Source organism: Oculatella sp. LEGE 06141, assembly GCF_015207605.1.
Classification (GTDB): domain Bacteria; phylum Cyanobacteriota; class Cyanobacteriia; order Elainellales; family Elainellaceae; genus Oculatella.
The window spans coordinates 62,204-82,881 of sequence record NZ_JADEWO010000009.1 but is presented as its reverse complement, the minus strand read 5'-3'; the positions used below and the strand labels follow the sequence as shown (position 1 = coordinate 82,881).

Sequence of the window (20,678 nt, the reverse complement as noted above, 5' to 3'; positions counted from 1 at the left end):
AATGGCGTAATCCCAGTGCATATCCGATCGCTACCTGAATGAGATATGGCATTTGCAGCGTCCACGACACGCGCAACGATGCCCGATCGCCACCACTTCATCAATTCCCACCCAGCCAAACGTCTGATACTCAACGCATTGCTTGCAACTGCGAGCAAGTGCATTCAGCCGTCTCCAGGCTTGAGTGTGGCCTTGTGATTGGCGAGTGAGAATGGTTGCCCTTGAGTAGGTCAACGCCAAGGCGGCAGCGTATAGCCCTGCTCTTTCTAGCGCAGTGTAGCGAACCGGGCTAACTTCTTCGTCATACTGCCCACTGGCAAGGTCATCGGCGAACTTGCTCAAATAATCCAACTCTTCCGCTAACACCTCATCCACGATCGCCTCATACGGCGGTGTCAGCGTTCCATCAGCGGCAATTTCAGCGGCACTCAGATGGGCTGCTCTGAGCGTGTCGGTGAAGCGGGATTGCCATTGTTCTAGGGGAAGGCGATCGGTTCTTAGTTCCGACGTGAGACGACGGAGTTTTACCGTCGTTTGAGCAGTTTCACGCTGGAGTGAGCTGGATGTAAGCATTTAGCGATCGTCCCCTAGCCACTGGGTCAACCTATCAATTACATCCTTCGATGTGTGCCCATCCCATTCAGGAGCAAGCTCAACCTCGTGGCATCGGCACAAGTTCCACATCCTGTCTGGCAGATGGTAGGTCACGGCTCCGCTTGGGAGTATTAGCCCTGCAATAAACCAACCTTCAAATACGCTGCCATCATGATGTTTCCTGGATTTCCAGGACTGGTGGGGGTGCGATCGCATCAGTGCCAGAAACAGCAAGCATCGATGCTCATACAACTCATCAAAAGTATGGTAGCCATCTGACACTTTTCCAGTCTCACACGGAATGATTAGGCTGCCCGTGAATTCCTGCTCTGTCATTGATGCCATCCTCAACTGGACATTTCCAACTATTAGGCTACCCAGACACCGAGGCTGACCGTGGATTTTCCTGATTTTCTCCCGCTTAAAACCCTGGAAACACAGCATCCAGACTATATGGCGATCGCTCCTACCCTGACTCGCATTGATGACCTCGCAGCCGGGGGCCATCAACTTGAAGCAAAAAAGCGGCAATATCTCAAGCCGAGAACAGGTGAGGAGCAGGAACTGTATGAACTGCGGTTGCAGAAATTCACCTACACCAATGTTCTAGGGGGCGCGATCGCCCAACAAGCCTCAAAACTGAGCAGCAGTAGCCTTTCTGTCACCGGACTGGAATCCCACGATAAGTTCTGGCAAAAATTTCGAGAGAATAATAATCGTAAGGGACGCAGTGAAAAGCAACTGCTCACAGAAACGTTCAGGGACGCGCTCAAATTCAAACGGGTATATCTACACGTTGAAAAACCCTATTTAGAAGTCTCCCCTAGAACAAAGCAGGAAGAGGAGGCATTAGGGGCAAGTCCATACATCTGCCTCTACACGCCACTGCACGTCACGAATTGGGGAGAAGGGGATACAACCGCGCTGGATTGGATCAAAATCCGGCAGGTAACCACGGTTACCAGTCCGTTTGCGAAACCTGCCCTCAAAGCAACCTGGACATTCATAACTGGCACCCATACTGCCAAATACGAAGCGTTTGTCAAGCTGGGGAAGGGTGGGGCGATCGCCGAACTCGTTAACCAGAAAGGCGACACGCTGGAGACAGGTGAAGATGCCAAAGTTTCCCTCTTGCGGGCAGTGCCCCATCGGGCGGGGAAGCTGCCTGTGGTGATGATGGAGGTACCAGACGACCTGTGGGTGACCAACCAGGCGTATCTCAAAGCGTTAGAACATCTGAGGCTGGAAAATTCCAGGTCAGATACCGCAGAGATGGTGGGCTATGTTCAGCGCACCTGGAAGCCACATGTCGTGGCAGACACCGACCTTGACCACACCTTTGTCGATACAGAAGAGGAGCTAAAGACCGGGAATCAGTACGTCATCAAGGGAGATTTTTCGTTCAGCGAAGCTCAGGGAACCTCCCTTGCCTCAGTTGGAGGCGTACTTCAGGAAATTCGCGATGTCATTCAGGACATGATTGGCATGGCACGCGCATCAGCGACCAAGGGAGCAGTTGAGCAATCGGGTATCAGCAAGAAGCTCGACTACGTGGTGCAGGAGCTGATTCTCAAAAGCTACGGCTCACTGGTTTGTGATGCTTATCAAGACCTCCTACAACTGGTGGCGATCGTTGCGGGTCATCGCAAAGAGGAAGCTGAAACCATTTCGGTTACAGGGCTTGACTCATTCGATGTTGATTCACTAGAGACCATGCTGGCGATCGCGATTGAAATCACCCAGATTGAAGATCACCTCCCGATCACGGTGCTAAAACTGTTCTACCAGCAGCTCTCTAACTTGCTGGTGAAAAATGCCTCAGCCGAGCAGCAGGCACAGATTGCAGAAGAAATTGAGCAACTGTTCGATCGCTCTGCCCTGCTGAAAGACGCGGTGGAAGCAGTGAAGATGAAGCAAATTCAGCAGGCAGGAGACGATCCCCTGCCTGCTGCGGCATAGACTACGCTACCACCTCAGCCTTACGAGGTCTGCCGCGCTTGCCCTTGGGTTGAGCTGGAGCCGCCTCCGCTTTGCGGGATCTGCTGCGCTTGCTCTTGGGTTGAACGAGTTCCGCTGCGGCTGGCAAGAGCAACAGAGGTTGAGGAGAGGGTTGAGGAGAGGGTTGAGGAGAGGGTTGAGGAGAGGGTTGAGGAGAGGGTTGAGGCTGAACGATCGCCTCTTCGATCACAGCCTGTTCTAGGGGAAGACTCCAGGGATCAGAGACGGTAAACCCACGGCCCATCATGGCTTGAGCCAAGGCGTTCTGCTCTGCTCTAACTTGCGCCGCTCTTTCGGGCGAAGCCGCAATGGTGTACCCGTTCAGCAGCATTACGAACTCGCAACGCTCATGGGGTTCGCTTACCTGTTGAGGCTCTACTACCTCGATCGCAGGCTGCTCCAGGCACGATTCAACGTAGGCATCAGCCCATTGCCGGAAGACCCGGACAGCTTCACGGATAGACGAGCCAAGAGCGATCGCCGTCAGTCCAGCGATTTGAAGCGCTAACCCAATGCAGCGGTAGGTTTTGATAGCGCTTGGGCTTTTCAAAATGCGGTAGGTTGAGCGGGTGAAGCGGCCAACCTTAGCTGCATCTTTGCGGGCTTGGCGATCGCAGATGAGTAGCGTTGACCAGGCAGACTGAGCGGTGATTTGAAATGAAGCGATGGTGGATTGCATGGATTGAATTCTCCGTAGTGGTTTGCAGATGCGGCGTTGTAGCGAGGCCGCGTGGACTCCCCTCTCTCTTTATCCAGACTTGGGACTGGCACCGTACCGTTGCGCGGTGGTGAGATTAGAGCCTCAACCAAGGGGTTGAACCTGTCCCCATCTCCTGGCTGGGGCTACCGGAAGGCTTTTTTAATGGGGTGCCGCTCCCCAACTGAATCAGTTATAACTACTCACTAGTTTCTATGTCAAGAGGGACAATCAAAAAACTTTTTCCCGCCAAGTCAGACACCTGCCCTCTCTTCGCTATGAGATCCAGCAACCCTCCAATATTGCCACCTTCACCATATTTTAAGCCGACTGAGCGAGCGATCGCATGAAGGCGATCAGGCGTTTCAGGAGCAACATTGGCTTTGAATTCCCTTCGGTCTAGCTTTTTGCGTCCCATGTTTCTACTCACTAGTTTTTATCTCAGTCTACCAGTTGAGCACTCTTTTGCAAGAAGCGCTCAAATTAATTTGGACAAAGCCAATAGATAGATTCTTCAAATTTCCCTTTGGCGATCGCCCCTTCCTACTTCTGTATGGGCGATCGCTTTTTCAATGCCAACCGGGAAGGCGTAAACCGGAGAAGCCCGAACCCCAGGGATGTTCTAGGGGATATCCAGCAAGGAATTTAAACAATTTATGGATGAAGCACAGATCCGCGCGTTGGTGCAGCAAATGCTGGAAGCCAACAACACGACCCTAAGCACAACCTTGATGAATCAGGTCAATACTGCGAACAGTGGCCTTGCCGCCAGTTTGGAACGGCAAATTAAAAAGCTAGGTGAAACCCCACCTGCACCTCAACCGCAACCGCAGCCACCCCAACCTGACCCTACCAACCCAACTTCTGAAACCGACAAAGGTAGGCTCAGCCTCAAAGCGCTCGAAACCCAGTTACAGGAGCAGGCAAAGCAGTTTGAAACACTGCAAAGTCAGCTCAAAGAGAAGGAAGTTCAGGCATTCGAAGCTCGGAAACGCAGCTCTGTGTCGGAGGCGATCGCCAAAGCTGGAACTATCAATCAAGGGCTGTTGCACACAGCATTTCTAGCTCGCAACGGCGGGCAGCTCACTGAGGAGAACGGCATTTGGTATGTCAAAAATGGCGAACAGGTTGCCACCTTGGATGATGCGATGAAGGGTTATTTGGGGACTGACGAGGGCAAGGTATTTGTCCCTGCCAGCACAACCCAGGGCGCGGGGTCTACTGAATCCAAAACCACCACTCCCACTCCAGAGCCAACTACGAAGGCTGGAGAGGCATTAGCTGCCGCATTCTAGCGATCGGCAATTTCAACGAATCTAATCCGGGGCAGGAGTCCCGGTTTTTTCGTGCCCACTTTTTATTTCATCAACAAACATGTCAACTCTTGCTCCCGTTGAGGCACTTAGCCTCCTGATCGAAGAAGAAATCGAGAAAGTTGAGTTTCGTCCTTTTACGCTACTCAGCAACTTGCTCAAAGAAGACGAATACCAGTCCCAGGTGAAGTGGGACGTAACGCTAGGAGGCGGGCAAGCTCACGGACGAGCAACGACTGCTGATGCTTCCACCGATAATGCAGATGCAACCAAGCAAGCAAACCTACCCATCGGCGATCGCGTTCTAGGGCATGGATTTCAGGTGCTTCGCAACAAAATTGCAGAGGCAAAGCGTACTGGTCCAGGCGCTTTGAAGGCTCTGTTTGGTATGCACATCGAACGGGCATTTGAGATTATCCCGTTTGAACTGAATAAAGCTATCTACACCGGAGACGGTACGGCAGCATCGCACGGAATCTATGGCCTAAACAACGTCTTGACCAACCCTGCCTATGCAGGTATTGCGACGGCAACCTACCCTGATTGGGCGGCAACCGTAATGGCAAATGGCGGCACGGGTCGCAACCTGTCTAAGGCACTGATGGATGGGGTTGATACAGCGGTGAAGCGTCGCGGCATGACCTACACCCACATCTACACCACCCCTGAAATCATCAAAAAGTACGAAGATACGTTCAATGCCGAGCGATCGCTCACGGTGAACCAGCTCAACGGTATTGCTGACGTGGGTTTTAGCGGTCACGCTTATCGGCGTGTGCCCATCATCGAAGATACTGCCTGCCCTGATGGGACGGTGTTCTTCCTCGACTTCCGCAAGCTCAAGCTCAAGACCTATGCGTTGGGCGAAGTGAAGGACGAAAATGGGCGGGTAGTCGGCGCAATGACCAATGCTCAAAAGACGATGGGCATGAACTTCCTGGTTGCTGAACTGAAAAATCGTAACCCTCATCTACTTGAGATGGAGATTTCGCTCCAGGCTCAATTCCAGATTCGCCAGCCCAAGTGCGTAGCAGCCCTGAAGGATATCAACCAGTAGCCGCGCTATGCTCTGGATAACGATTTCAGAGCATAGACATGGCTACACCACGCACAGAATCCGCCCAACCTCAAACTGAAGTTGCTCAACCTAACAGCGATCGCCAGCAGCTAGAGCAACGGATTTTTGTTGAGGTTTTGGCACAGCTCGCCGCTAGAGGAGTTCCAGCTTCAGAGGCGGCAGAGCAAGCCAAAGCCTATGCTGCACAAGGCATCACCTATTACTACCCCGACTAATGGCAACGTTTACCCCAGATCAGATTGACACCCTCAAGATTGTTCTGGGGTATGCGTCAATGCCCAATTTGCTCACTACTGAACTCTCAGAAGCGCGATCGCCAGCCATCATTGACCGGGCGATCGCGCTTCTGGATGAGCTGGGTGAAATTGATGGGCAGCTATCGGCGGCTCGTCAAGACAGCATGGCTAAGCAAGTTGGGCAGTTGAGCCTGTCCTACTCTCAACACGTCAGCCACCTTAAATCAGAAGGTTCACGCCTGATGAAGGAATTGAGCCATCTGTTAGGTATCAGCATCGCCTACAACAAATACGGCGGGCGATCGATCTCTGTCGCGAACTATTGGTAATGGATTTTAAAGGACGAGTTCGGCTTGAAGGGCTACTGTTTGAAGCAGGAGCTGTGGAGCAGGCGATCGTGCAGGCCACAAAAGAGACCTTGGAGCCTGGAAAGGAAATTGCTCAACGTTATACACCAGTTCGCACGGCCTACCTCCAGTCCAACTGGGAAGACAATGATCGAAACACCATCTTCAACGCCACTCCCTATTCGGCTTGGGTAGAGGAGGGCACCTCCAAAATGGAGGGGCGCTTCTACGCAGAGAAGTCCGTTCCTGAAATTGGTGAACTCTACGAAGAGTCACTCTCTCGGCACCTGAGGAGTTTGGGCTGATGGCACTAATCGACCGCATGACAGCGCTCAACGCCCGTCTTACATCCATTCCCGTCAGACTTGGGGTTCCTCAGCACAAAACGCTTTTGATCCGACATGTTGAGCTAGATGACGATCTTCTGGCAACATCCCATACGGATGCTCTGATTGAACCCAAACCCTATATCACGCAGGTTCCAGCCAAGCTTGTCGGCTTAGAAATTGGCAGCAGCGGTGCATTTCAATCATCGAGTGGCATCACCATTAGCCAGGAAGATTACCAGGTCACGGGTATCCCCCGGAGTTACAGCCTCCAGTTCCTTCAAGAAAATGTTGATGTGTATGTGATTGACCCGCCAATGGATGCTCTGGGAGCGATCGCCTATGACAGCAAAGGGAATCCGGCTAGCGGCGACTTTTGTAAGCTGCTGACCGTGATGGATAAGGAGTTGCTGACCTGGACGCTGATTCTGCGGAAGGTTCGCGACCACTACGTTGACCAAACTGTGACGGTGAATTATTAGCCCCTAGAACATGAGCATCCGCCAACTGAGAACAGGAATTCGATCGTGGATTGAAAGCACGGTCAGGGTTGACGCTTGGGATCTAGATGTCCCTGCCAACGTGCCCACCATCATCAATGAGCAGCGCTATCCATCCAATTGCGCGGTTGAATTGCCTATCAAAGACTTTGGTGTTCGCAAAGCAAACGGATATCTTGAAGCCTCAGGCCGCTTTATGTATGGCATCCTCTATCGATATACTGCCCGAGCTGCCAAGGAACAGTTGCCTGTCAAACTGGTTGAAAACCTGATTCATTATTTGGCTGAGCAGGCGGTTGCCTATCCCCAAACCCTGTTTGACGACATCGTTACCCTTGATATCGATTCGATCGCCAATCCCGTCTCGATCGCCCGGATTGAGGGGGAAGACAAAGACTGGCTATTGATTGGTCGAATTGAACTCAATATTGAGTTTGTCAGCAACGCTGAGGCTGATTTTGGATCGCTTCAGCCTGGAACCGACTCCGAAGAACCCTTTACACCTACGTCAATCCAAGTTGGGCTGAACCGTTCCTACTACCCAGTAAACCCGATTGATCCGGGCAGTTACACGCTCGATCGCCTCCTGAATATTTCTTTAGAACAATAAAGGTAACCAGAATGGCATCAAAAGGAGGGAGCTGGAAGGGCGGCAAATTCAAACCCACCGGGAAAACCGTTGAGCGCCTGACCGGGGATAACAACATCGTCCCGTTCACGGTTCGAGAACGTAAGCGTCTGCTGGGGCAACTTCAGTCTCGCATGGACGAGTTGCAGGGATTGGGGGCGCAGGCAACAAAGGCGATCGATCGCCAAAACGCCAAAAATGTCATCGAATCAACGCTTGGCTCAACCAGGCAAAGCCGAGAGAGGCAACGCCAACTGTTTCGTGAAAGCCTGGAGCAATCGCTGAATCCAAGACGGGTTGGACGGACGGAGGCGAAGATTGCCGCCATCAACAAACAAATATTCGAAACGGCAAATCCTCGAAAGTTAGTGCGAGTTCCCAGGGGAACTACCCAACGGGAATACGCCGAAATTGTTAGCCGCCTGGCGAGTGGCGATCGCGCTGCGATCCGGCAGTACACAGTCCCTAGACCAAAAGGCTATCGAACAGCGGGCGATCGACGAATGCAGCGCGATCGCCGAAATTCTAGCCAATAAGCGGCCACCCAATTCTTCTCCTATCAACCCGCCCTGAGCGGGTTTTTTATTGCCAATGGTACTACTCAATATCAACGCCAACCTTGCTCCAGGCGTTTACGTTACTGAAGACACAGCAGGATACATCCCCACGGAACTGTCCTCATTCAACACAACCTACATGGTTGGCAGCTCTGCTACGGGAGCGGAAAACGAACCAGTGCAAGTGGTCAGCGTTGAAGACTTCACCAACGTTTTCGGCACCTCTGCCAGTCTTAACCCGGTCAAGCTTTACTTTGCTAACAACCCCAATGGGGTGCTGTTCTTTGTCCGGATTACAGCCGTGGATGACGCAGCCCCAACCGCAGCGGAGTTTGTTGCCGCAATCCAAAACAGCTTTGACGAGGAAATGCCTCAGGGCTTCCTGATTGCGCCACAGGCATTCAGCCAGCTCACAGTGCAGGGCGATCGCACCTCTGTCGCAACCGCAATGGAGAATTTAGCCTCCAAAGAAGGGTTTGACTGGATGGCACTCGTCGATTCTGGCCCCAGCGGAACAATCGATACTCATGCTGAAGCCGTGACAGAAGGGCAGCTTTACACCTCAGAACGGGGGCATCTAGCTTACTTTTTCCCGTATGTGATTGACCTGTTAGACAACGTAGTGCCCCCATCGGCAGCGATCGCAGGTTTGGCGATTCGTCGCTACAAAAAGCAAGGCTTCCAGGAACCACCAGCCGGGGCAAAATTCCCGCTCAAGGGAGTGAAGGATGTGGCCGTGAAGGTGACAAAAGCTCATCAGGAAATCGGCAATCCACTTGGTATCAACGCCATTCGCAAGCTGCCCAACAAAGGCGTGGTGTGCTGGGGGTCTCGCACTCGCAGCAGTAGTGAGTATTACCGCTTTGTCACCACTCGCGTGATTTTCAACGTGCTGTCCGGTACAGCTCGCGGGGCATTTGACAGCGAAGTGTTCAGCTCTGTCGATGGACAAGGCGAATACTACACCCGCATCAAAGAAACACTGAACCAGATTGGCTTCTTGATGTGGCGTGGTAAGGCGTTGTACGGTCAAACGCCCAAGGATGCCTATGAGGTCAAATGCGACCACGAACTGAATCAGGGCATCACACTAGAAGCCGGAGCCGTTATTGCGGCAATGTGGGCAGCTCCTTCCCCAGTGAGCGAACGCATCTTCATACAGCTTTACAGGACAACGATCGGGCAAGTTCAGGTAGCAGCAGGCTCTGTAGAGGGTTAAACAAGCAATGGCAAAGGTACTTCGACCAATTACTAAGAGTGCGTATTTAATTACGATCGCCGGCATTAAGGGCACTTGGAGCAAGTGTGCTGGCGGTGAAGAGGAGTTTGAGACGGGTGATTACGTTGACCCGAACGATCGCAAGAAAAAGACCGTTCGAGGCGTGAGCAAGGTTGGCAACCTGAAGCTCGCAAAACCTTACCATCCCGAAGAGGATGCCCCCATCGTTGATTGGTGGCAAAACTACCGGGATAACGGTGAGCCAGGGGATGTGTCAGTCACAGTTCAGTCGATCAAGCAGGACAAACAAAGAACGCAGTTTGGTAAGCCACGCACCTATTACGGCTGCCAGGTTATCAAATTCAAAGACCCGGAAGCCGACTTGGATTCGAGTGATGCGGCAATGCTGGAAGTTGAATTGTCCGTCGATCACCTCGAACGTGCCTGATATCGGGTAGGAGCCTGCCCAAATCTGCAACGGTTGCGAAATCAACTTGCCACTTTCTCTTTAAACAGCTTTCCGGCTGAAAAGGCTGGAATCTTTGTTGCAGGAATTTGCATGACTTCTCCGGTTTTGGGGTTCCGTCCCTCACGCTCCTTGCGCTCGCGGGATTCAAACGAACCGAAGCCAACAAGCGTCACTTTTTCGCCCGTCGAAACCGCTTCCATTATGGAGTCGATCGCAGCCGTTACGACCGCATCAGCCTGCTTCTTTGTAACGCTGGCTGTTTCTGCCACCTTGTCGATCAGTTCACCTTTGTTCATATAAATCCCCGCAAACTCGCAAAGGCATTGTAGCAGGGAACTTCAGAACCCTAAAAATCCCCGCAGCCAGAACTGCGGGGATTTTTTTATTGGACGTTTCCCATAGTTGAGGGCGATCGCGTGATGTGGCAGACCGATCGCTCTTACCTGCCACCTCTGCCCTCAGAAATCTATGAAAGTTAAACCAGTTGAAACCAACGGCACTGCTGATGCGATCGCTACTCCTCAGCAATCAGCAACGATGGAAATTTCTGTGAACGATGACGGCTCGATCGCCTTCTTCCTGGAAGACGGGCAAGAATGTGTATTTCGTGAGCCGACGGGAGAAGACGTCACCCGAATCGAATCGTTCGTACTTCAGCGGCAGCAACGAGAAGAAAGTACCGGGATGAATGCCTTGATCTACAAGGCGGTCGAAATCTTGTGCGTGCAGCATGGCGATCGCCCTGGCATCACCTACAAAGATTTAACTTCAATGCCGCTGTCAAAACTGGTTCCAAACCAGCGACGCTACAAGGCAGCCCTGGACTTTTTTCGGTTTTTCGATTCGGTTACCCAGCTCGGACAGCTTTACGGAGTCTGATCCGGTCTTTGCTCTGCAAGGACGCGTATTTCGGGTCGGTGAGCTGACAAAAGCAGTTCTAGCCATGTGTGGAGGGCATTACAACAGCTTCTTTTCTGAGGCTCAGCGTAAGCCCCTTGCTGAAGTTTTGTACCTATTTGAGACCTGGCTGGAGTTCCACCAGGAAAAGAAGGATAGCTAATGGCTAGAACCAACCGTGTCACCGTCATCCTGGATGCGATCGACGAGCTGACTCCTGCTCTTAAAGAAGCCACTGGCAAGTTCGTTGGGCTGGGGGCCGTTACCACAGGAATTGGCGCAACAATTAGTGCGGCGCTGGGGATGTCAGCCAATGCTGCTATGACCTTTGAGTCTGCAATGGCAGATGTTAACAAGGTTCTAGGGGTTGAGGAAGTTCAGGCGTATAAAGTCGATGACGCCTTACTCAAACTCAGCCGCACGATTCCCAATACAGCGGTTGATCTGGCTAACATCGCGGCATCAGGCGGACAACTCGGCATCGCAGCGGGTGACATCACTGCCTTCACCGAGCAGACTGCCAAAATGGGCATTGCCTTTGATATGGCAGCAGGGCAGGCGGGTGAGTCTACCGCCAAACTGATGAACGTGTTCTCACTCTCGGTTGACGGAGCGGGAACCGTTGCAGACGCAATCAACCACCTGAGCAACAACAGCGCCTCCACGGCAGCGGACATCGTCAACACGATGACCCGGATCGGGGGTGTGGCGCGATCGTTTGGCCTGAGCAGCACCGAATCTGCGGCGCTCTCCAGCTCAATTATTGCGTTGGGGAACGCCCCAGAAGTTGCTGCAACAGCGATCTCCAGCATGTTGCCCAAATTGCAAACCGCCACCAGCCAGATGCCCAAATTCCAGGCAGCGCTGGATGATATCGGCATCTCTGCGGCAGGTATGGAACAGGCAGTACAGCAGGATGCAGCCGGAGCGATCGTTCTACTGACTCAGCAGCTCAATCGGTTGGAACCAACCATGAGAGCATCTGCCATCAATCGCTTGTTTGGCGATGGGGGTGATGCGCGGGTGATGGCAACATTAGCCAACGATGCTACCGGCTTAACCAAAGCGCTGGAAATGGTTGCAGATGAGTCGCAGTACGCAGGCTCGATGCAGGCCGAATTTGAAGCACGGGTGGGAACATCCGCCAACGGCATCGCCCAGCTAAGGAATGCATTTCAGGAAATTCAAATCCACGTCGGCAGAGCACTGCTCCCCAGCATGAACTCTCTAGTGGGCACATTTGTGCCGTTGGTGCAGGGAATTGCCAGTTTTGCCGCTGAACATCCTGGCGTCACTCGCATGGCAGCGGCGATCGCCGCTGTTGCTGGGGGAGTTCTAACATTCGTGGGCAGTGCAACGCTGGCAGTTGCCGCCATTACGCCACTGTTGCCAGCCCTCACAACCGTGGTTGGATTCGTTGCAGGCATTTCGTTTGCCCCCATCCTGTTGGGGCTAGGCGCAATTGCCGCGATCGGAGTCGTCATCTACAAAAACTGGGCCACCATAAAAGAATTCTTTACTGGCTTTGCTGAAGGCTTCAAGACTGGAGTTGAGCCAATCATCACGGAAATGATGCCGCTGATCGTCTGGTCTGGTGAGCAGATTCAGCAGACTCTGCAAATGATCAGCAGTTGGTTTGGGCAGGGTGAAGCGGCAGCCGGTGCCAGAAATATTGGGGAGGCATTCGGGTTGATGGCTGCTTCTGTTATCGGCTCAGTCGTTCACCTTCCCGGCCATTTGACTCAGATTTTCACCTCGATTGGGGCGATCGCTGGCAGTTGGATAACGAACATCAAAATGATGTTTGTCGATGTAGGGCTAAATATTCGCATGATTTTCACCTCGATTGGGGCGATCGCTGGCAGTTGGGTAACGAGCATCAAGATGCTGTTTGTCAACCTGGGACTAGACATTCGCATGACCTGGCTGGAGACAAAAGCGGCTGTCGTCTCAGCGATCGAAGGGGTTATCTCGACGGTCACAGCGATGGGAGACAGCATCCTTGCCACCATTCAAAACGTTGGCTCTCGTATGTTCCAGGCTGGGGCAGATCTAATTGGAAATCTCACCAAGGGCATTCAGTCTGGAGTAGGGGGCGCTTCGGCCGCGATTGGCGGGTTTATGTCTCGCATTCCAGTGGCGGGAGGTCTCTTTGGCGGAGGGGTTCCCATTGCAGGCGTAGCCGGAAATGCAGCAGGCGGCTCTTTAGGTAGCTTGCTGGGTGCAGCGATCGCCGAAACGCGCCGGATGCCTAGCGGCTCTCGCTTAGTCGTTGCCAACAGCTCGGAAGCGATTTTGAACCAGGGTCAGCAACGGGCAGTTGCCGCATCAATGGGCGGTCGTGGAGGTGGCACGTTCGCTCCGCAAATCAATCTCTACCAGCAGCCTGGAGAGAATATGGACTCTTTACTCGATCGGCTGATGGCGCGGATGGACGAGCAATATCAAGCGTATGAGGCCGGGTTCCTAACATGACCTCATTTAACAATCCGGCTGTTCTAGGGGAGTTGCCTGAGGTTCCTAAAAGTGGCGATCGCATCTGGGCATCGCTGATTCTGGAATCACAACTTACTGGCACGGGTCAGGGTGAGCAAACGTCGTTCACCTTCCTTGCCAATCCTGAGGAGCTGAACTTTGACCAGCAGGCGGTGTACTCCAAGGCAACCGCCGCCGCGACGAACGTGCAGGATCAGCAGTGGTATTACACCGACGGGGAAACCTTGCAACTCAATGACCTGCTGCTGGAGACCTGGTTTGCCCGCCGCAGCCTGCAACCCATCATCAACAAGTTGCGATCGCTCCTTTCGCGTGACTACCAGTCTCAAAACCTCAACCCACCGGTACTCTACTTTGTGTGGGGTTCAAGGCAGTTTGGACCATGTGTTCTGACCAGCATCAAACGGCGAGAGTCAGCATGGCTTAGTGACGGACAGCCTGCCAGCATTCGGCTTTCACTAACCCTGGTCGAAATTCCTAAAGAGCGTCCTCCCTCACGGCCAGAACCAGAGGGTGACGGCGAGAAGTTAGCAAGCCCTTTGACCGATCGCCAACTCGAAGAGGCCGGAGCCGAGGCGCGAAACTGGCTACAGGCCAACCTCAGTAAACTACCGGCTGCGCTACAAGATCGGATCAGGGCAAGCCGTTATCGATTTTCGAGCGACCGGGAGACGGGGGCTGTGAGAATCACAGATGAGCAGGGAGAGGCAATTGGCACAGTTGGCACATGGGACGGGCGCACGTTCGATGTTAGCGAGCAATCGCTTGACTAAGGTGCGTCTATGGTGCGAGCGAATTCCACGCCCGCTGCCATTTCGTCACACCCTTGAAATCGTAGGAACTGAGTACGGACTGATTTATGGAATAGAGTTTCTGGCTGTTGACCCGGATGCGGCGATCGCCATAGCTAGAAAGCATGGGGTCAATCCCCAAATGATTGAGTTTAAAGGCGGAGTTGGCTTAATAACGAAGTGGGTATATGGCGCGTTCTGCGAGATTTGAACTGGGAGAAAGCTTGGCAACGATCGCCCATCGGGAACTGGGTATCGTCGATCGTTGGCGTGATTTGGCAGATCTGAACAGCATAGACATCTTCTCTAACATCCCCATCGGCACCGAGCTGCAAATCCCGTCAGTGCAAGATATTGAACGATTGGCACGCGATCGCATTGGATCTGTTCTAGGGGAAGCAGATTTGAGCAGCCTCGCCCGTGGCGTGAATGGGCAAAGCCTCAACCAGGCCATCAAGTTAATTAGCTTTTTGTATTAGGGCGCTCCAAACCTAAGCCATGCCACAACTTCAGAGCCTCAACAATGCCGCAGGGCTGCGGCTAATTTGCCCATTCGTTAAATGCAAAATTGGCAATGATCTGTTCTCCAGTGGCGATGGCTATTTGATGGCAGCCAGCGTGAGCTTGGGAGAGGGAGAGCGATCGAGCCGTTGCAATTTCGAGATTTACGATCCGCTCCAGAAATGGGCAGATCAGTATATGACTGCTTCCTTTAATCAGGGTGGGTTGACCGGGCTTCCCTCACCCGTGAACCAGGGTGCAGTAGCGGGTTTGTCGGGCTTTGGCGGAGGTAACAGCGATGCTACAGCAAAGGCCATCGTCGGCGAATGCTTGCGCCAAGGGGTAACCGATCGCGCTCAGATTGCCTACATTCTGGCAACGGCTCAACACGAATCCAACATGGGGCAACTCATGACGGAGATTGCCAGCGGTGCTGCGTATGAGGGAAGGGTTAACGATCTGGGTAACACCCAGCCTGGAGATGGGCAACGCTTTAAAGGGCGAGGCTATGTGCAGATCACCGGACGGCGCAACTATACCCGCTATAGCGAACTGACCGGAGTTGACCTGGTTTCCAATCCGACAAGAGCAGCAGACCCCGATATCGCTCTGTACACCCTTGTTCATGGAATGAGCAACGGCGTCTTTACTGGCGCAAGGCTCGATCGTTATGTGGGCGGGAATCGACGCGACTTTCGTAATGCTCGGCGGGTGGTGAACGGCACCGATCGCGCGGATTTGATTGCTGGCTATGCTCAGCAATGGTTGGGGCAAATTGATGGGCTGATGCAAGGCCAGCCTACATCGCCACCCGCTCAACCCCCAACAACAGAAGCACCGACCCTGATAGAAATTGCCGACAAGGGGGCACAAATCACGATTTGGATGGGCTATGAACCCGACCAACTAGCTGAGTTTTCGTTCATTCACACGGGCACCCGATTCAAAGGGATGGATCTCAGTACCACAACCTTTGAGGGGCAGAGCGTTCGCTGGACAATGACGCGGCGACTGAAGAACTCAACCTATCAAAACCTCACTTTAAAGCAGCTCGCGCAGCGGGTAGCTAACGCTTATGGTCTAACACTCCAGATGGAAGCGGACGGCCCCACTTACGAGCATTTGGATCAAACCGGTATTTCAGACTACGCACTGCTGCGGCGGGAGTGCGATCGTATTGGATACCGCATTTACGATGAGGGGCCGAAGCTTTGCATTGAACCCCGCAAAAACCGTCCATTGGGGTTTGTGCTGGAATACGGAGTCAACATGGACTCGTTCGAGGTGAACGACCAGGCGCAAACCGATCAGGGCGGAGGGGCGATCGCTTCACAACCAACGACCGCCAGCACAAGCGGAGAGCTGAAAACAACGATTGACCCGCTTACGGGGCAGATCAACGAAGAGCAACCCGAAAATCAGGGAGCAACGGGCACTGCCACAGCAGGAACGGTTGCTACTACCGGAGCCGCAACGCCTCCCCTATCCCCTAGAACAACTGGAGAAACCGACGTTGCCGATGGTGCAAATCGAGATGCGGCGCTGCGAGTCAAAGGGTTTCCCGGTTCAGCGACGTTTACCACCACCCCTGCTGCTTTGCTACTCACACCCGACACACCGTTTATCACAGCGGGACATCATGCTGATTTCTTGAACCGAGCATGGGCGATCGAAACCGTCAGCCATGACTACCAGCAGGGAGGTCTCAAATCCAGCATTCGCTTCTACGCGCCAATGGCACCCAAAATCGGAGAGGCGATCGGTGAAGCTGGAGCAGGTGGAACGGTTGATCCAGCCAGCCCCTGCGCTCAACGCCTTTATCAGGCAGCAATATCAATGCAAGGATTCAGCACGGCCAATGGCCCAGGCAATGGCAACATAGCGTGCGTCTATGCCGTGAACCGCGTTTTAGAGCGTGCTGGAATCAGCAATCCCTGGGGCGGCTCTGATGCTGTGGCGGCGGCGGAAGCAGGCTTGCAAAATGGCGGCGGAACGCAAGTAGCAGAAGCTGCTTCTCTGCCTGGAGACATCGTCGTCTGGAAGGGCAACGGTGGCTCTCACATCGGCATTGTGCTGGCATCAGGTGCGACGCAGGTTATCTCCAACTCATCCAGCCGCGCCCGCTTTGCTTGGGTCGCGCCAAACTCTGAAATGAACCGTTATTACAGGGTTCAAGGCCGCTTTTATCGCCTCAAGTGCTAGCCACTCAGCCATCAATCCTCCCCCAGAACATGAGTGAAATCTTTAAACTGCTGCGATCAGGCAAACAAGCCAGCCAGATTGCCAACGACCTGAAAGGGCGGCTCCCATTCACCTATTTAGGTATTGTCACCCGCAATGATGATCCATTGGGGAAACGGCGCATCAAATGCACCCTTCAGCATACCGGGGGCAAGGTTGAAACGGACTGGCTATGGCGATCGACCAATAGCCATAGCGACGATCCGCAGATACCTAAACCAGGAATGACAGTTGAAGTCCGCTTCATCAATGGAGACCCACATCAAGGGATTTACGGGGGGGTGATCACCAACCTACCCAACCCTGAACGCGAGAGTGACGATCCAATCAATGATGATGCTCGGACGATTGAAGGCGATCGCGTCCTCAAAATCGGCAAAGATGACATTCTCACGGTGGGTGAAACTCAAACCATTGAGGTAGGGAAAAGCCTGACTATCAAAGCAGGAGAGCGCATCAAGCTTCAAGTTGGAGGGTACACCCTAGAGCTGACCAGTAGCGGTGTCACCATCAACGGCAAGGATGTTGCCACGATTGGCGCAGTTGATTCCGATGGGGACGTTTTGGAAACGAGAGGATATTGATGATTCGCACGAAATACACAGATAAATTTGTCCAGAAAGGAGCGCTATCGACCGCTGATGTTGCCGCGCTGAAATCGCAGCAGTGGGAGGATGGAATCAGCAAAACACCAAGTGAACAGGCATTCTCTCACCTGATAGTGAGATTGATGAGCGCTTCACCATCGGATTCACCAACAACAGCTCAGATCGCCACACTAAGCACTCAAATCAGCACATTATCCACTCGGCTGACCCAAATTGAGGGGGCGATCGCAACACTTTGGGCTGCAATTCAAGATTTGGATAAACGCAAGATGAACAAAATCTTATAGGACAAACCCCATTGTTGAGACCTCATTTCATGCTCAACAATGCAACTCAAGACCACAGAACCTACAGCGTTTAAATTTTCCACGGATCAAGCCTCTCAACTTGCCCCAGATCAGAAAGTCTTTGTCGCCAGAGGCGATGTGTTTCAAATTCACTCCTTTGAACCAACCGATAACGGGCACTTACGCGTGGTACTGCTCACTCCGCTTCTGGGGCGACATGAGTGGATCGTGTTTGGTAGGCATGTTGAGGTTGATGGCAAGCCCGTTGAAGCGATCGCCCCCAAATCACGCCAAATCAATCAGGCTGGTTTGAGCCTGATCAAAGAATTTGAAGGGTGCAGGCTGGCGGCATACAAATGCCCTGCGGGAGTGCCCACAATCGGGTATGGCTCAACAAAAGGGGTCAAAATGGGCATGACCATCACCCAAACCGAAGCTGAGGCATTACTCCGTGCAGATTTGGAGCGGTTTGAACGTGCCGTCGAGCGACTGGTTAATGTCAAGCTGACAGGCAATCAGTTCGCAGCGCTGGTCAGCTTTGCCTTCAACGTGGGGGTTGGGGCACTGGAGCGATCGACCCTTTTACGACTGCTAAACCAAAAGCAATATCAGTCAGCCGCTGACCAGTTCCGTGCCTGGAACAAAGCTGGCGGACGTATTCTGCCTGGCCTGGTTCGTCGGCGGAACGCAGAACGAGAACTCTTTTTGAAAGATTGACTGGACAAAGCCTATAGGTGAAGGGCTTGGATTCATTTGTGGCAACTCAACGGGGCATTGCATACCCGCTTCAAATCGAAAATGGAACGCTGAAACTAGCAGAAGATGTGGAGCTGACTCGCTGCCACATCCTCTCCGTTTTGGAGACAGAACCCCTAGAACGGATCATGCAGCCGCAGTACGGCACCCCCGACCTGCTGTTTAATGCAGTTCCTGATGTTCACCTGACGGCACAAACCGTTAGACAGGCACTAGAGCGAGAAGTTTCTAACATCGAGTTCAACGTGACTGGTCGAATTGGTGAAAACGGGGCGGCGATCGTCTCTATCTACTGGACTGTGAACGGTTTACCCCAGCCACCACTCAACTTTCAACTAGCCAATTAGCTTCCCCTAGAACATGGATAGCCAGCCACTTGAATACCCGGTTCTAGATCCGAGGAATGAGCGCCAGCTTGTAGAACAATCGCTAGTCAGAACCTATAACGCCAGCGAGAGAAAGCTCAACGACTTCTCTACCAGCAGCGTGGTGAGGGTCTTTGTTGAGGGGATGGGATTTTGTGCCGCCGAGATGTTGTGGCATGTCAACAAACTGCCCGCAGCCCTGCTCATTGCGTTTTTGAGGAATGCAGGCGTTGAACGTCGTCTAGGAACCAAAGCAACTGTCAATGTCACCTTCACCCTGGCTCAGCCTCTATCGACACCCTATACGATTCCTCAGGGGTTTCAGGTCGCTGATAGCAGCAACCGCGTTACTTTTACAACCAATGCCCTGCTCACCATCCCACCTGGTGGAATTAGCGGCACGGTACCAGCTACAGCAGAGGCGATCGGCACAACAAGCAACCTGCCTGCCTACACCATCACCCGCTTCACCCAGCCGTTGACCTATCTGGCCTCGGTCATCAATCTGGAAGCCGCCGCTGGAGGAACGGATGAGGAGTCTCAAGAGAGTGCGATCGCCCGTGGGTTGAATGCCATTCGCCGTCGCAACATTGTCACAGCGGATGACTATGAGCAGGAAGCCAAAGCTGTTCTAGGGGAAGGCTCAGTTGTAAAAGCGATCGGACTCCTATCGGGAGACAAGATCAGCTACCAGCTTGGGGCAGTTCATTTGTTTATGCTCAACCAGAGTGGAGAGGCGGCAAATTCTGCTCAGTTGAGCCAGGTTTATGAAGCGATCGCCCCTAGAACGCAGATCGGCACGTCGCTCTATGTCAGCTCGATCGACCTAGTCAACGTTGATGCAGATTTGGTCGCAAAGCTTGGAGTTGGAGAAGATCCAACCGATGTGGCGCAACGCCTCTGGGAAGCGTACCAAGATTATCTTGCGCCAACTAAGTTCTCTACAGGCAGCAGTGTGATTCACAAAGAGGTGGAGTACGCACTGCGGCTGGCCGGGGGCATCGGCTATATACAGGCATTGACTCTAAACGAGCAAACGACCAACTTGCCAATGCCCTACCCCTACTCGCTGCCCAAGGCTCACAGCCTTTACTGCACGCTGATTGATGACATTGGCAATCAATACGCCATCTTGAAGGGAGCGGGTGAGGACTATGTCTAGCACCTATGAAGCGTGGCAATCCGGTCGCCCCATCTATAGCCGCCTGCCGGGAGTCAATGAGGGTTACCGCAAAGAAGAAGGAGAACCGATCGCAGACTGGTTAACGGTCTACTTTGATGAACTCCTAATTGCAACCAAAACTACCGTTGGCGATCTGCCCCGACAGCTCAATCCCGCGACTTGCGATCCGGCATGGCTGGATTTCCTGAGACTGCTCTGCGGGTTCACTGGCGAGTACTGGGATAAGGCGTGGTCAGACGAGGTGAAGCGATCGCTCATTGCCAACGCCTTCGACGGCGTTGATATCTGGGCAAACAAAGGCAGCGAGGTTGTCTTAGCCTACCTGCTTGAGCTATTTGATATCGATCATGAAGTTTGGCTGGGAGCTTCATTCCTGGTTGGCATTTCTGAACTACCAGGCACGTTGGGCAGCCCGGAATGGGTTTATTATCTCCTGCTGCCACTGAAATATCTGCGGGAGAGTTCCGAGTTCAAGCTGGCAGAGAAGCTGAATCGGCTTTATTCCCCTGCGTTTTGCGATTCGCTGGTCTGTTACGACGCTTTTTACGTGGGTTTCAGCGCCTGCGGTGATCCGGTTTTTGAGGCTTAACA

29 protein-coding genes are annotated in these 20,678 nt (G+C 53.0%); 23 read left to right on the top strand and 6 right to left on the bottom strand.

What is annotated here, in order from left to right; genetic code table 11:
* Positions 1 to 30: 30 nt before the first annotated feature.
* A complete protein-coding gene (locus tag IQ268_RS08950) occupies positions 31 to 573 on the bottom strand; it encodes a hypothetical protein (RefSeq protein ID WP_193877627.1) in 543 nt (180 codons plus the stop codon).
* The gene (locus IQ268_RS08945) at positions 574 to 930 is read right to left on the bottom strand and encodes a hypothetical protein (RefSeq protein ID WP_193877625.1); all 357 of its coding nucleotides are present in this window, start codon (positions 928 to 930) and stop codon (positions 574 to 576) included.
* A gap of 60 nt (positions 931 to 990) precedes the next feature.
* Here IQ268_RS08945 and IQ268_RS08940 point away from each other — a divergent pair, with 60 nt between their 5' ends.
* Positions 991 to 2,553, top strand: a complete 1,563-nt coding sequence (locus tag IQ268_RS08940) for a hypothetical protein (RefSeq protein ID WP_193877622.1) — start codon at positions 991 to 993, stop codon at positions 2,551 to 2,553.
* A gap of 1 nt (position 2,554) precedes the next feature.
* On the opposite strand, the gene IQ268_RS08935 is transcribed toward IQ268_RS08940, so the two are convergent.
* Together IQ268_RS08935 and IQ268_RS08930 are read right to left on the bottom strand one after the other, a co-directional pair.
* Positions 2,555 to 3,271, bottom strand: coding sequence for a hypothetical protein (locus IQ268_RS08935; protein WP_193877620.1), 717 nt, complete (start codon positions 3,269 to 3,271; stop codon positions 2,555 to 2,557).
* Between the two features lie 217 nt (positions 3,272 to 3,488).
* The gene (locus tag IQ268_RS08930; RefSeq protein ID WP_193877618.1) at positions 3,489 to 3,707 is read right to left on the bottom strand and encodes a hypothetical protein; all 219 of its coding nucleotides are present in this window, start codon (positions 3,705 to 3,707) and stop codon (positions 3,489 to 3,491) included.
* A 108-nt stretch (positions 3,708 to 3,815) separates the two neighbouring features.
* Here IQ268_RS08930 and IQ268_RS32805 point away from each other — a divergent pair, with 108 nt between their 5' ends.
* The 11 genes from IQ268_RS32805 to IQ268_RS08880 all read left to right on the top strand — a co-directional run bounded on the left by IQ268_RS32805 (position 3,816) and on the right by IQ268_RS08880 (position 9,941).
* The gene (locus IQ268_RS32805; protein WP_255527159.1) at positions 3,816 to 3,938 is read left to right on the top strand and encodes a hypothetical protein; all 123 of its coding nucleotides are present in this window, start codon (positions 3,816 to 3,818) and stop codon (positions 3,936 to 3,938) included.
* 7 nt (positions 3,939 to 3,945) lie between these two features.
* Positions 3,946 to 4,584: a hypothetical protein gene (locus IQ268_RS08925; RefSeq protein WP_193877616.1), complete on the top strand. Its 639-nt coding sequence runs from the start codon at positions 3,946 to 3,948 to the stop codon at positions 4,582 to 4,584.
* 79 nt (positions 4,585 to 4,663) lie between these two features.
* On the top strand, positions 4,664 to 5,659 hold the full coding sequence (locus tag IQ268_RS08920) for a phage major capsid protein (RefSeq protein ID WP_193877614.1): 996 nt from the start codon (positions 4,664 to 4,666) through the stop codon (positions 5,657 to 5,659).
* A gap of 38 nt (positions 5,660 to 5,697) precedes the next feature.
* Positions 5,698 to 5,895 (top strand): hypothetical protein, encoded by a 198-nt coding sequence (locus IQ268_RS08915; RefSeq protein ID WP_193877612.1) that lies wholly within the window; start codon positions 5,698 to 5,700, stop codon positions 5,893 to 5,895.
* Entirely contained in the window at positions 5,895 to 6,245 is a 351-nt protein-coding gene (locus tag IQ268_RS08910; RefSeq protein ID WP_193877610.1) for a hypothetical protein, read from the top strand. The genes IQ268_RS08915 and IQ268_RS08910 overlap by 1 nt, the downstream gene beginning before the upstream one ends.
* The gene (locus tag IQ268_RS08905; RefSeq protein WP_193877608.1) at positions 6,245 to 6,568 is read left to right on the top strand and encodes a hypothetical protein; all 324 of its coding nucleotides are present in this window, start codon (positions 6,245 to 6,247) and stop codon (positions 6,566 to 6,568) included. The genes IQ268_RS08910 and IQ268_RS08905 overlap by 1 nt, the downstream gene beginning before the upstream one ends.
* A complete protein-coding gene (locus IQ268_RS08900) occupies positions 6,568 to 7,071 on the top strand; it encodes a hypothetical protein (RefSeq protein WP_193877606.1) in 504 nt (167 codons plus the stop codon). The genes IQ268_RS08905 and IQ268_RS08900 overlap by 1 nt, the downstream gene beginning before the upstream one ends.
* Positions 7,072 to 7,081: 10 nt before the next feature.
* The gene (locus tag IQ268_RS08895; RefSeq protein WP_193877604.1) at positions 7,082 to 7,699 is read left to right on the top strand and encodes a hypothetical protein; all 618 of its coding nucleotides are present in this window, start codon (positions 7,082 to 7,084) and stop codon (positions 7,697 to 7,699) included.
* Positions 7,700 to 7,710: 11 nt separating this feature from the next.
* Entirely contained in the window at positions 7,711 to 8,253 is a 543-nt protein-coding gene (locus IQ268_RS08890; RefSeq protein WP_193877603.1) for a hypothetical protein, read from the top strand.
* Between the two features lie 55 nt (positions 8,254 to 8,308).
* Positions 8,309 to 9,493 carry a phage tail sheath subtilisin-like domain-containing protein gene (locus tag IQ268_RS08885; RefSeq protein WP_193877601.1) on the top strand — a complete coding sequence of 395 codons (1,185 nt, stop codon included), beginning with the start codon at positions 8,309 to 8,311 and terminating at the stop codon, positions 9,491 to 9,493.
* Between the two features lie 7 nt (positions 9,494 to 9,500).
* Entirely contained in the window at positions 9,501 to 9,941 is a 441-nt protein-coding gene (locus tag IQ268_RS08880) for a hypothetical protein (protein WP_193877599.1), read from the top strand.
* Between the two features lie 41 nt (positions 9,942 to 9,982).
* Here IQ268_RS08880 and IQ268_RS08875 read toward each other — a convergent pair whose 3' ends face one another.
* Positions 9,983 to 10,258 (bottom strand): HU family DNA-binding protein, encoded by a 276-nt coding sequence (locus tag IQ268_RS08875; RefSeq protein WP_193877597.1) that lies wholly within the window; start codon positions 10,256 to 10,258, stop codon positions 9,983 to 9,985.
* A gap of 172 nt (positions 10,259 to 10,430) precedes the next feature.
* Between IQ268_RS08875 and IQ268_RS08870 the strand changes: the two genes are divergently transcribed.
* From IQ268_RS08870 to IQ268_RS08860, 3 genes are all read left to right on the top strand, one after another.
* Positions 10,431 to 10,841, top strand: a complete 411-nt coding sequence (locus IQ268_RS08870; RefSeq protein WP_193877596.1) for a hypothetical protein — start codon at positions 10,431 to 10,433, stop codon at positions 10,839 to 10,841.
* 180 nt (positions 10,842 to 11,021) lie between these two features.
* Positions 11,022 to 13,334, top strand: a complete 2,313-nt coding sequence (locus tag IQ268_RS08865; RefSeq protein ID WP_193877595.1) for a phage tail tape measure protein — start codon at positions 11,022 to 11,024, stop codon at positions 13,332 to 13,334.
* Entirely contained in the window at positions 13,331 to 14,128 is a 798-nt protein-coding gene (locus tag IQ268_RS08860) for a hypothetical protein (RefSeq protein ID WP_193877594.1), read from the top strand. The genes IQ268_RS08865 and IQ268_RS08860 overlap by 4 nt, the downstream gene beginning before the upstream one ends.
* 7 nt (positions 14,129 to 14,135) lie before the next feature.
* Here IQ268_RS08860 and IQ268_RS08855 read toward each other — a convergent pair whose 3' ends face one another.
* On the bottom strand, positions 14,136 to 14,273 hold the full coding sequence (locus IQ268_RS08855) for a hypothetical protein (protein ID WP_193877593.1): 138 nt from the start codon (positions 14,271 to 14,273) through the stop codon (positions 14,136 to 14,138).
* Positions 14,274 to 14,334: 61 nt separating this feature from the next.
* On the opposite strand from IQ268_RS08855, the gene IQ268_RS08850 reads away from it, so the two are divergent.
* The 8 genes from IQ268_RS08850 to IQ268_RS08815 are packed head-to-tail and all read left to right on the top strand — an operon-like array spanning position 14,335 to position 20,676.
* Positions 14,335 to 14,625 carry a LysM peptidoglycan-binding domain-containing protein gene (locus tag IQ268_RS08850; RefSeq protein WP_193877592.1) on the top strand — a complete coding sequence of 97 codons (291 nt, stop codon included), beginning with the start codon at positions 14,335 to 14,337 and terminating at the stop codon, positions 14,623 to 14,625.
* A 19-nt stretch (positions 14,626 to 14,644) separates the two neighbouring features.
* Positions 14,645 to 16,849 (top strand): hypothetical protein, encoded by a 2,205-nt coding sequence (locus tag IQ268_RS08845; RefSeq protein ID WP_193877591.1) that lies wholly within the window; start codon positions 14,645 to 14,647, stop codon positions 16,847 to 16,849.
* 29 nt (positions 16,850 to 16,878) lie between these two features.
* A complete protein-coding gene (locus IQ268_RS08840; RefSeq protein WP_193877590.1) occupies positions 16,879 to 17,472 on the top strand; it encodes a phage baseplate assembly protein V in 594 nt (197 codons plus the stop codon).
* Entirely contained in the window at positions 17,472 to 17,783 is a 312-nt protein-coding gene (locus tag IQ268_RS08835) for a hypothetical protein (RefSeq protein ID WP_193877588.1), read from the top strand. Before IQ268_RS08840 ends, IQ268_RS08835 begins: the two co-directional genes overlap by 1 nt.
* A 39-nt stretch (positions 17,784 to 17,822) precedes the next feature.
* On the top strand, positions 17,823 to 18,500 hold the full coding sequence (locus IQ268_RS08830) for a lysozyme (RefSeq protein WP_193877586.1): 678 nt from the start codon (positions 17,823 to 17,825) through the stop codon (positions 18,498 to 18,500).
* Between the two features lie 38 nt (positions 18,501 to 18,538).
* Complete coding sequence (locus IQ268_RS08825) at positions 18,539 to 18,886, top strand: hypothetical protein (RefSeq protein WP_193877584.1); 348 nt, start codon at positions 18,539 to 18,541, stop codon at positions 18,884 to 18,886.
* 13 nt (positions 18,887 to 18,899) lie between these two features.
* Complete coding sequence (locus tag IQ268_RS08820; protein WP_193877582.1) at positions 18,900 to 20,066, top strand: baseplate J/gp47 family protein; 1,167 nt, start codon at positions 18,900 to 18,902, stop codon at positions 20,064 to 20,066.
* Positions 20,059 to 20,676 carry a phage tail protein gene (locus tag IQ268_RS08815; RefSeq protein WP_193877580.1) on the top strand — a complete coding sequence of 206 codons (618 nt, stop codon included), beginning with the start codon at positions 20,059 to 20,061 and terminating at the stop codon, positions 20,674 to 20,676. Before IQ268_RS08820 ends, IQ268_RS08815 begins: the two co-directional genes overlap by 8 nt.
* Positions 20,677 to 20,678: the final 2 nt, after the last annotated feature.

What these genes read in the sequence shown, in the direction of transcription:
- IQ268_RS08845 (WP_193877591.1), top strand. Translation starts at nt 14,645, where the DNA reads ATGCCACAACTTCAGAGCCTCAACAATGCCGCAGGGCTGCGGCTAATT.
- IQ268_RS08905 (WP_193877608.1), top strand. Translation starts at nt 6,245, where the DNA reads ATGGATTTTAAAGGACGAGTTCGGCTTGAAGGGCTACTGTTTGAAGCA.
- IQ268_RS08870 (WP_193877596.1), top strand. Translation starts at nt 10,431, where the DNA reads ATGAAAGTTAAACCAGTTGAAACCAACGGCACTGCTGATGCGATCGCT.
- IQ268_RS08840 (WP_193877590.1), top strand. Translation starts at nt 16,879, where the DNA reads ATGAGTGAAATCTTTAAACTGCTGCGATCAGGCAAACAAGCCAGCCAG.
- IQ268_RS08890 (WP_193877603.1), top strand. Translation starts at nt 7,711, where the DNA reads ATGGCATCAAAAGGAGGGAGCTGGAAGGGCGGCAAATTCAAACCCACC.
- IQ268_RS08945 (WP_193877625.1), bottom strand. Translation starts at nt 930, where the DNA reads ATGACAGAGCAGGAATTCACGGGCAGCCTAATCATTCCGTGTGAGACT.
- IQ268_RS08815 (WP_193877580.1), top strand. Translation starts at nt 20,059, where the DNA reads ATGTCTAGCACCTATGAAGCGTGGCAATCCGGTCGCCCCATCTATAGC.
- IQ268_RS08855 (WP_193877593.1), bottom strand. Translation starts at nt 14,273, where the DNA reads ATGCTTTCTAGCTATGGCGATCGCCGCATCCGGGTCAACAGCCAGAAA.
- IQ268_RS08865 (WP_193877595.1), top strand. Translation starts at nt 11,022, where the DNA reads ATGGCTAGAACCAACCGTGTCACCGTCATCCTGGATGCGATCGACGAG.
- IQ268_RS08935 (WP_193877620.1), bottom strand. Translation starts at nt 3,271, where the DNA reads ATGCAATCCACCATCGCTTCATTTCAAATCACCGCTCAGTCTGCCTGG.
- IQ268_RS08915 (WP_193877612.1), top strand. Translation starts at nt 5,698, where the DNA reads ATGGCTACACCACGCACAGAATCCGCCCAACCTCAAACTGAAGTTGCT.
- IQ268_RS08885 (WP_193877601.1), top strand. Translation starts at nt 8,309, where the DNA reads ATGGTACTACTCAATATCAACGCCAACCTTGCTCCAGGCGTTTACGTT.
- IQ268_RS08880 (WP_193877599.1), top strand. Translation starts at nt 9,501, where the DNA reads ATGGCAAAGGTACTTCGACCAATTACTAAGAGTGCGTATTTAATTACG.
- IQ268_RS08860 (WP_193877594.1), top strand. Translation starts at nt 13,331, where the DNA reads ATGACCTCATTTAACAATCCGGCTGTTCTAGGGGAGTTGCCTGAGGTT.
- IQ268_RS08925 (WP_193877616.1), top strand. Translation starts at nt 3,946, where the DNA reads ATGGATGAAGCACAGATCCGCGCGTTGGTGCAGCAAATGCTGGAAGCC.
- IQ268_RS08900 (WP_193877606.1), top strand. Translation starts at nt 6,568, where the DNA reads ATGGCACTAATCGACCGCATGACAGCGCTCAACGCCCGTCTTACATCC.
- IQ268_RS08920 (WP_193877614.1), top strand. Translation starts at nt 4,664, where the DNA reads ATGTCAACTCTTGCTCCCGTTGAGGCACTTAGCCTCCTGATCGAAGAA.
- IQ268_RS08930 (WP_193877618.1), bottom strand. Translation starts at nt 3,707, where the DNA reads ATGGGACGCAAAAAGCTAGACCGAAGGGAATTCAAAGCCAATGTTGCT.
- IQ268_RS08835 (WP_193877588.1), top strand. Translation starts at nt 17,472, where the DNA reads ATGATTCGCACGAAATACACAGATAAATTTGTCCAGAAAGGAGCGCTA.
- IQ268_RS08830 (WP_193877586.1), top strand. Translation starts at nt 17,823, where the DNA reads ATGCAACTCAAGACCACAGAACCTACAGCGTTTAAATTTTCCACGGAT.
- IQ268_RS08950 (WP_193877627.1), bottom strand. Translation starts at nt 573, where the DNA reads ATGCTTACATCCAGCTCACTCCAGCGTGAAACTGCTCAAACGACGGTA.
- IQ268_RS08875 (WP_193877597.1), bottom strand. Translation starts at nt 10,258, where the DNA reads ATGAACAAAGGTGAACTGATCGACAAGGTGGCAGAAACAGCCAGCGTT.
- IQ268_RS08910 (WP_193877610.1), top strand. Translation starts at nt 5,895, where the DNA reads ATGGCAACGTTTACCCCAGATCAGATTGACACCCTCAAGATTGTTCTG.
- IQ268_RS08895 (WP_193877604.1), top strand. Translation starts at nt 7,082, where the DNA reads ATGAGCATCCGCCAACTGAGAACAGGAATTCGATCGTGGATTGAAAGC.
- IQ268_RS08820 (WP_193877582.1), top strand. Translation starts at nt 18,900, where the DNA reads ATGGATAGCCAGCCACTTGAATACCCGGTTCTAGATCCGAGGAATGAG.
- IQ268_RS08850 (WP_193877592.1), top strand. Translation starts at nt 14,335, where the DNA reads ATGGCGCGTTCTGCGAGATTTGAACTGGGAGAAAGCTTGGCAACGATC.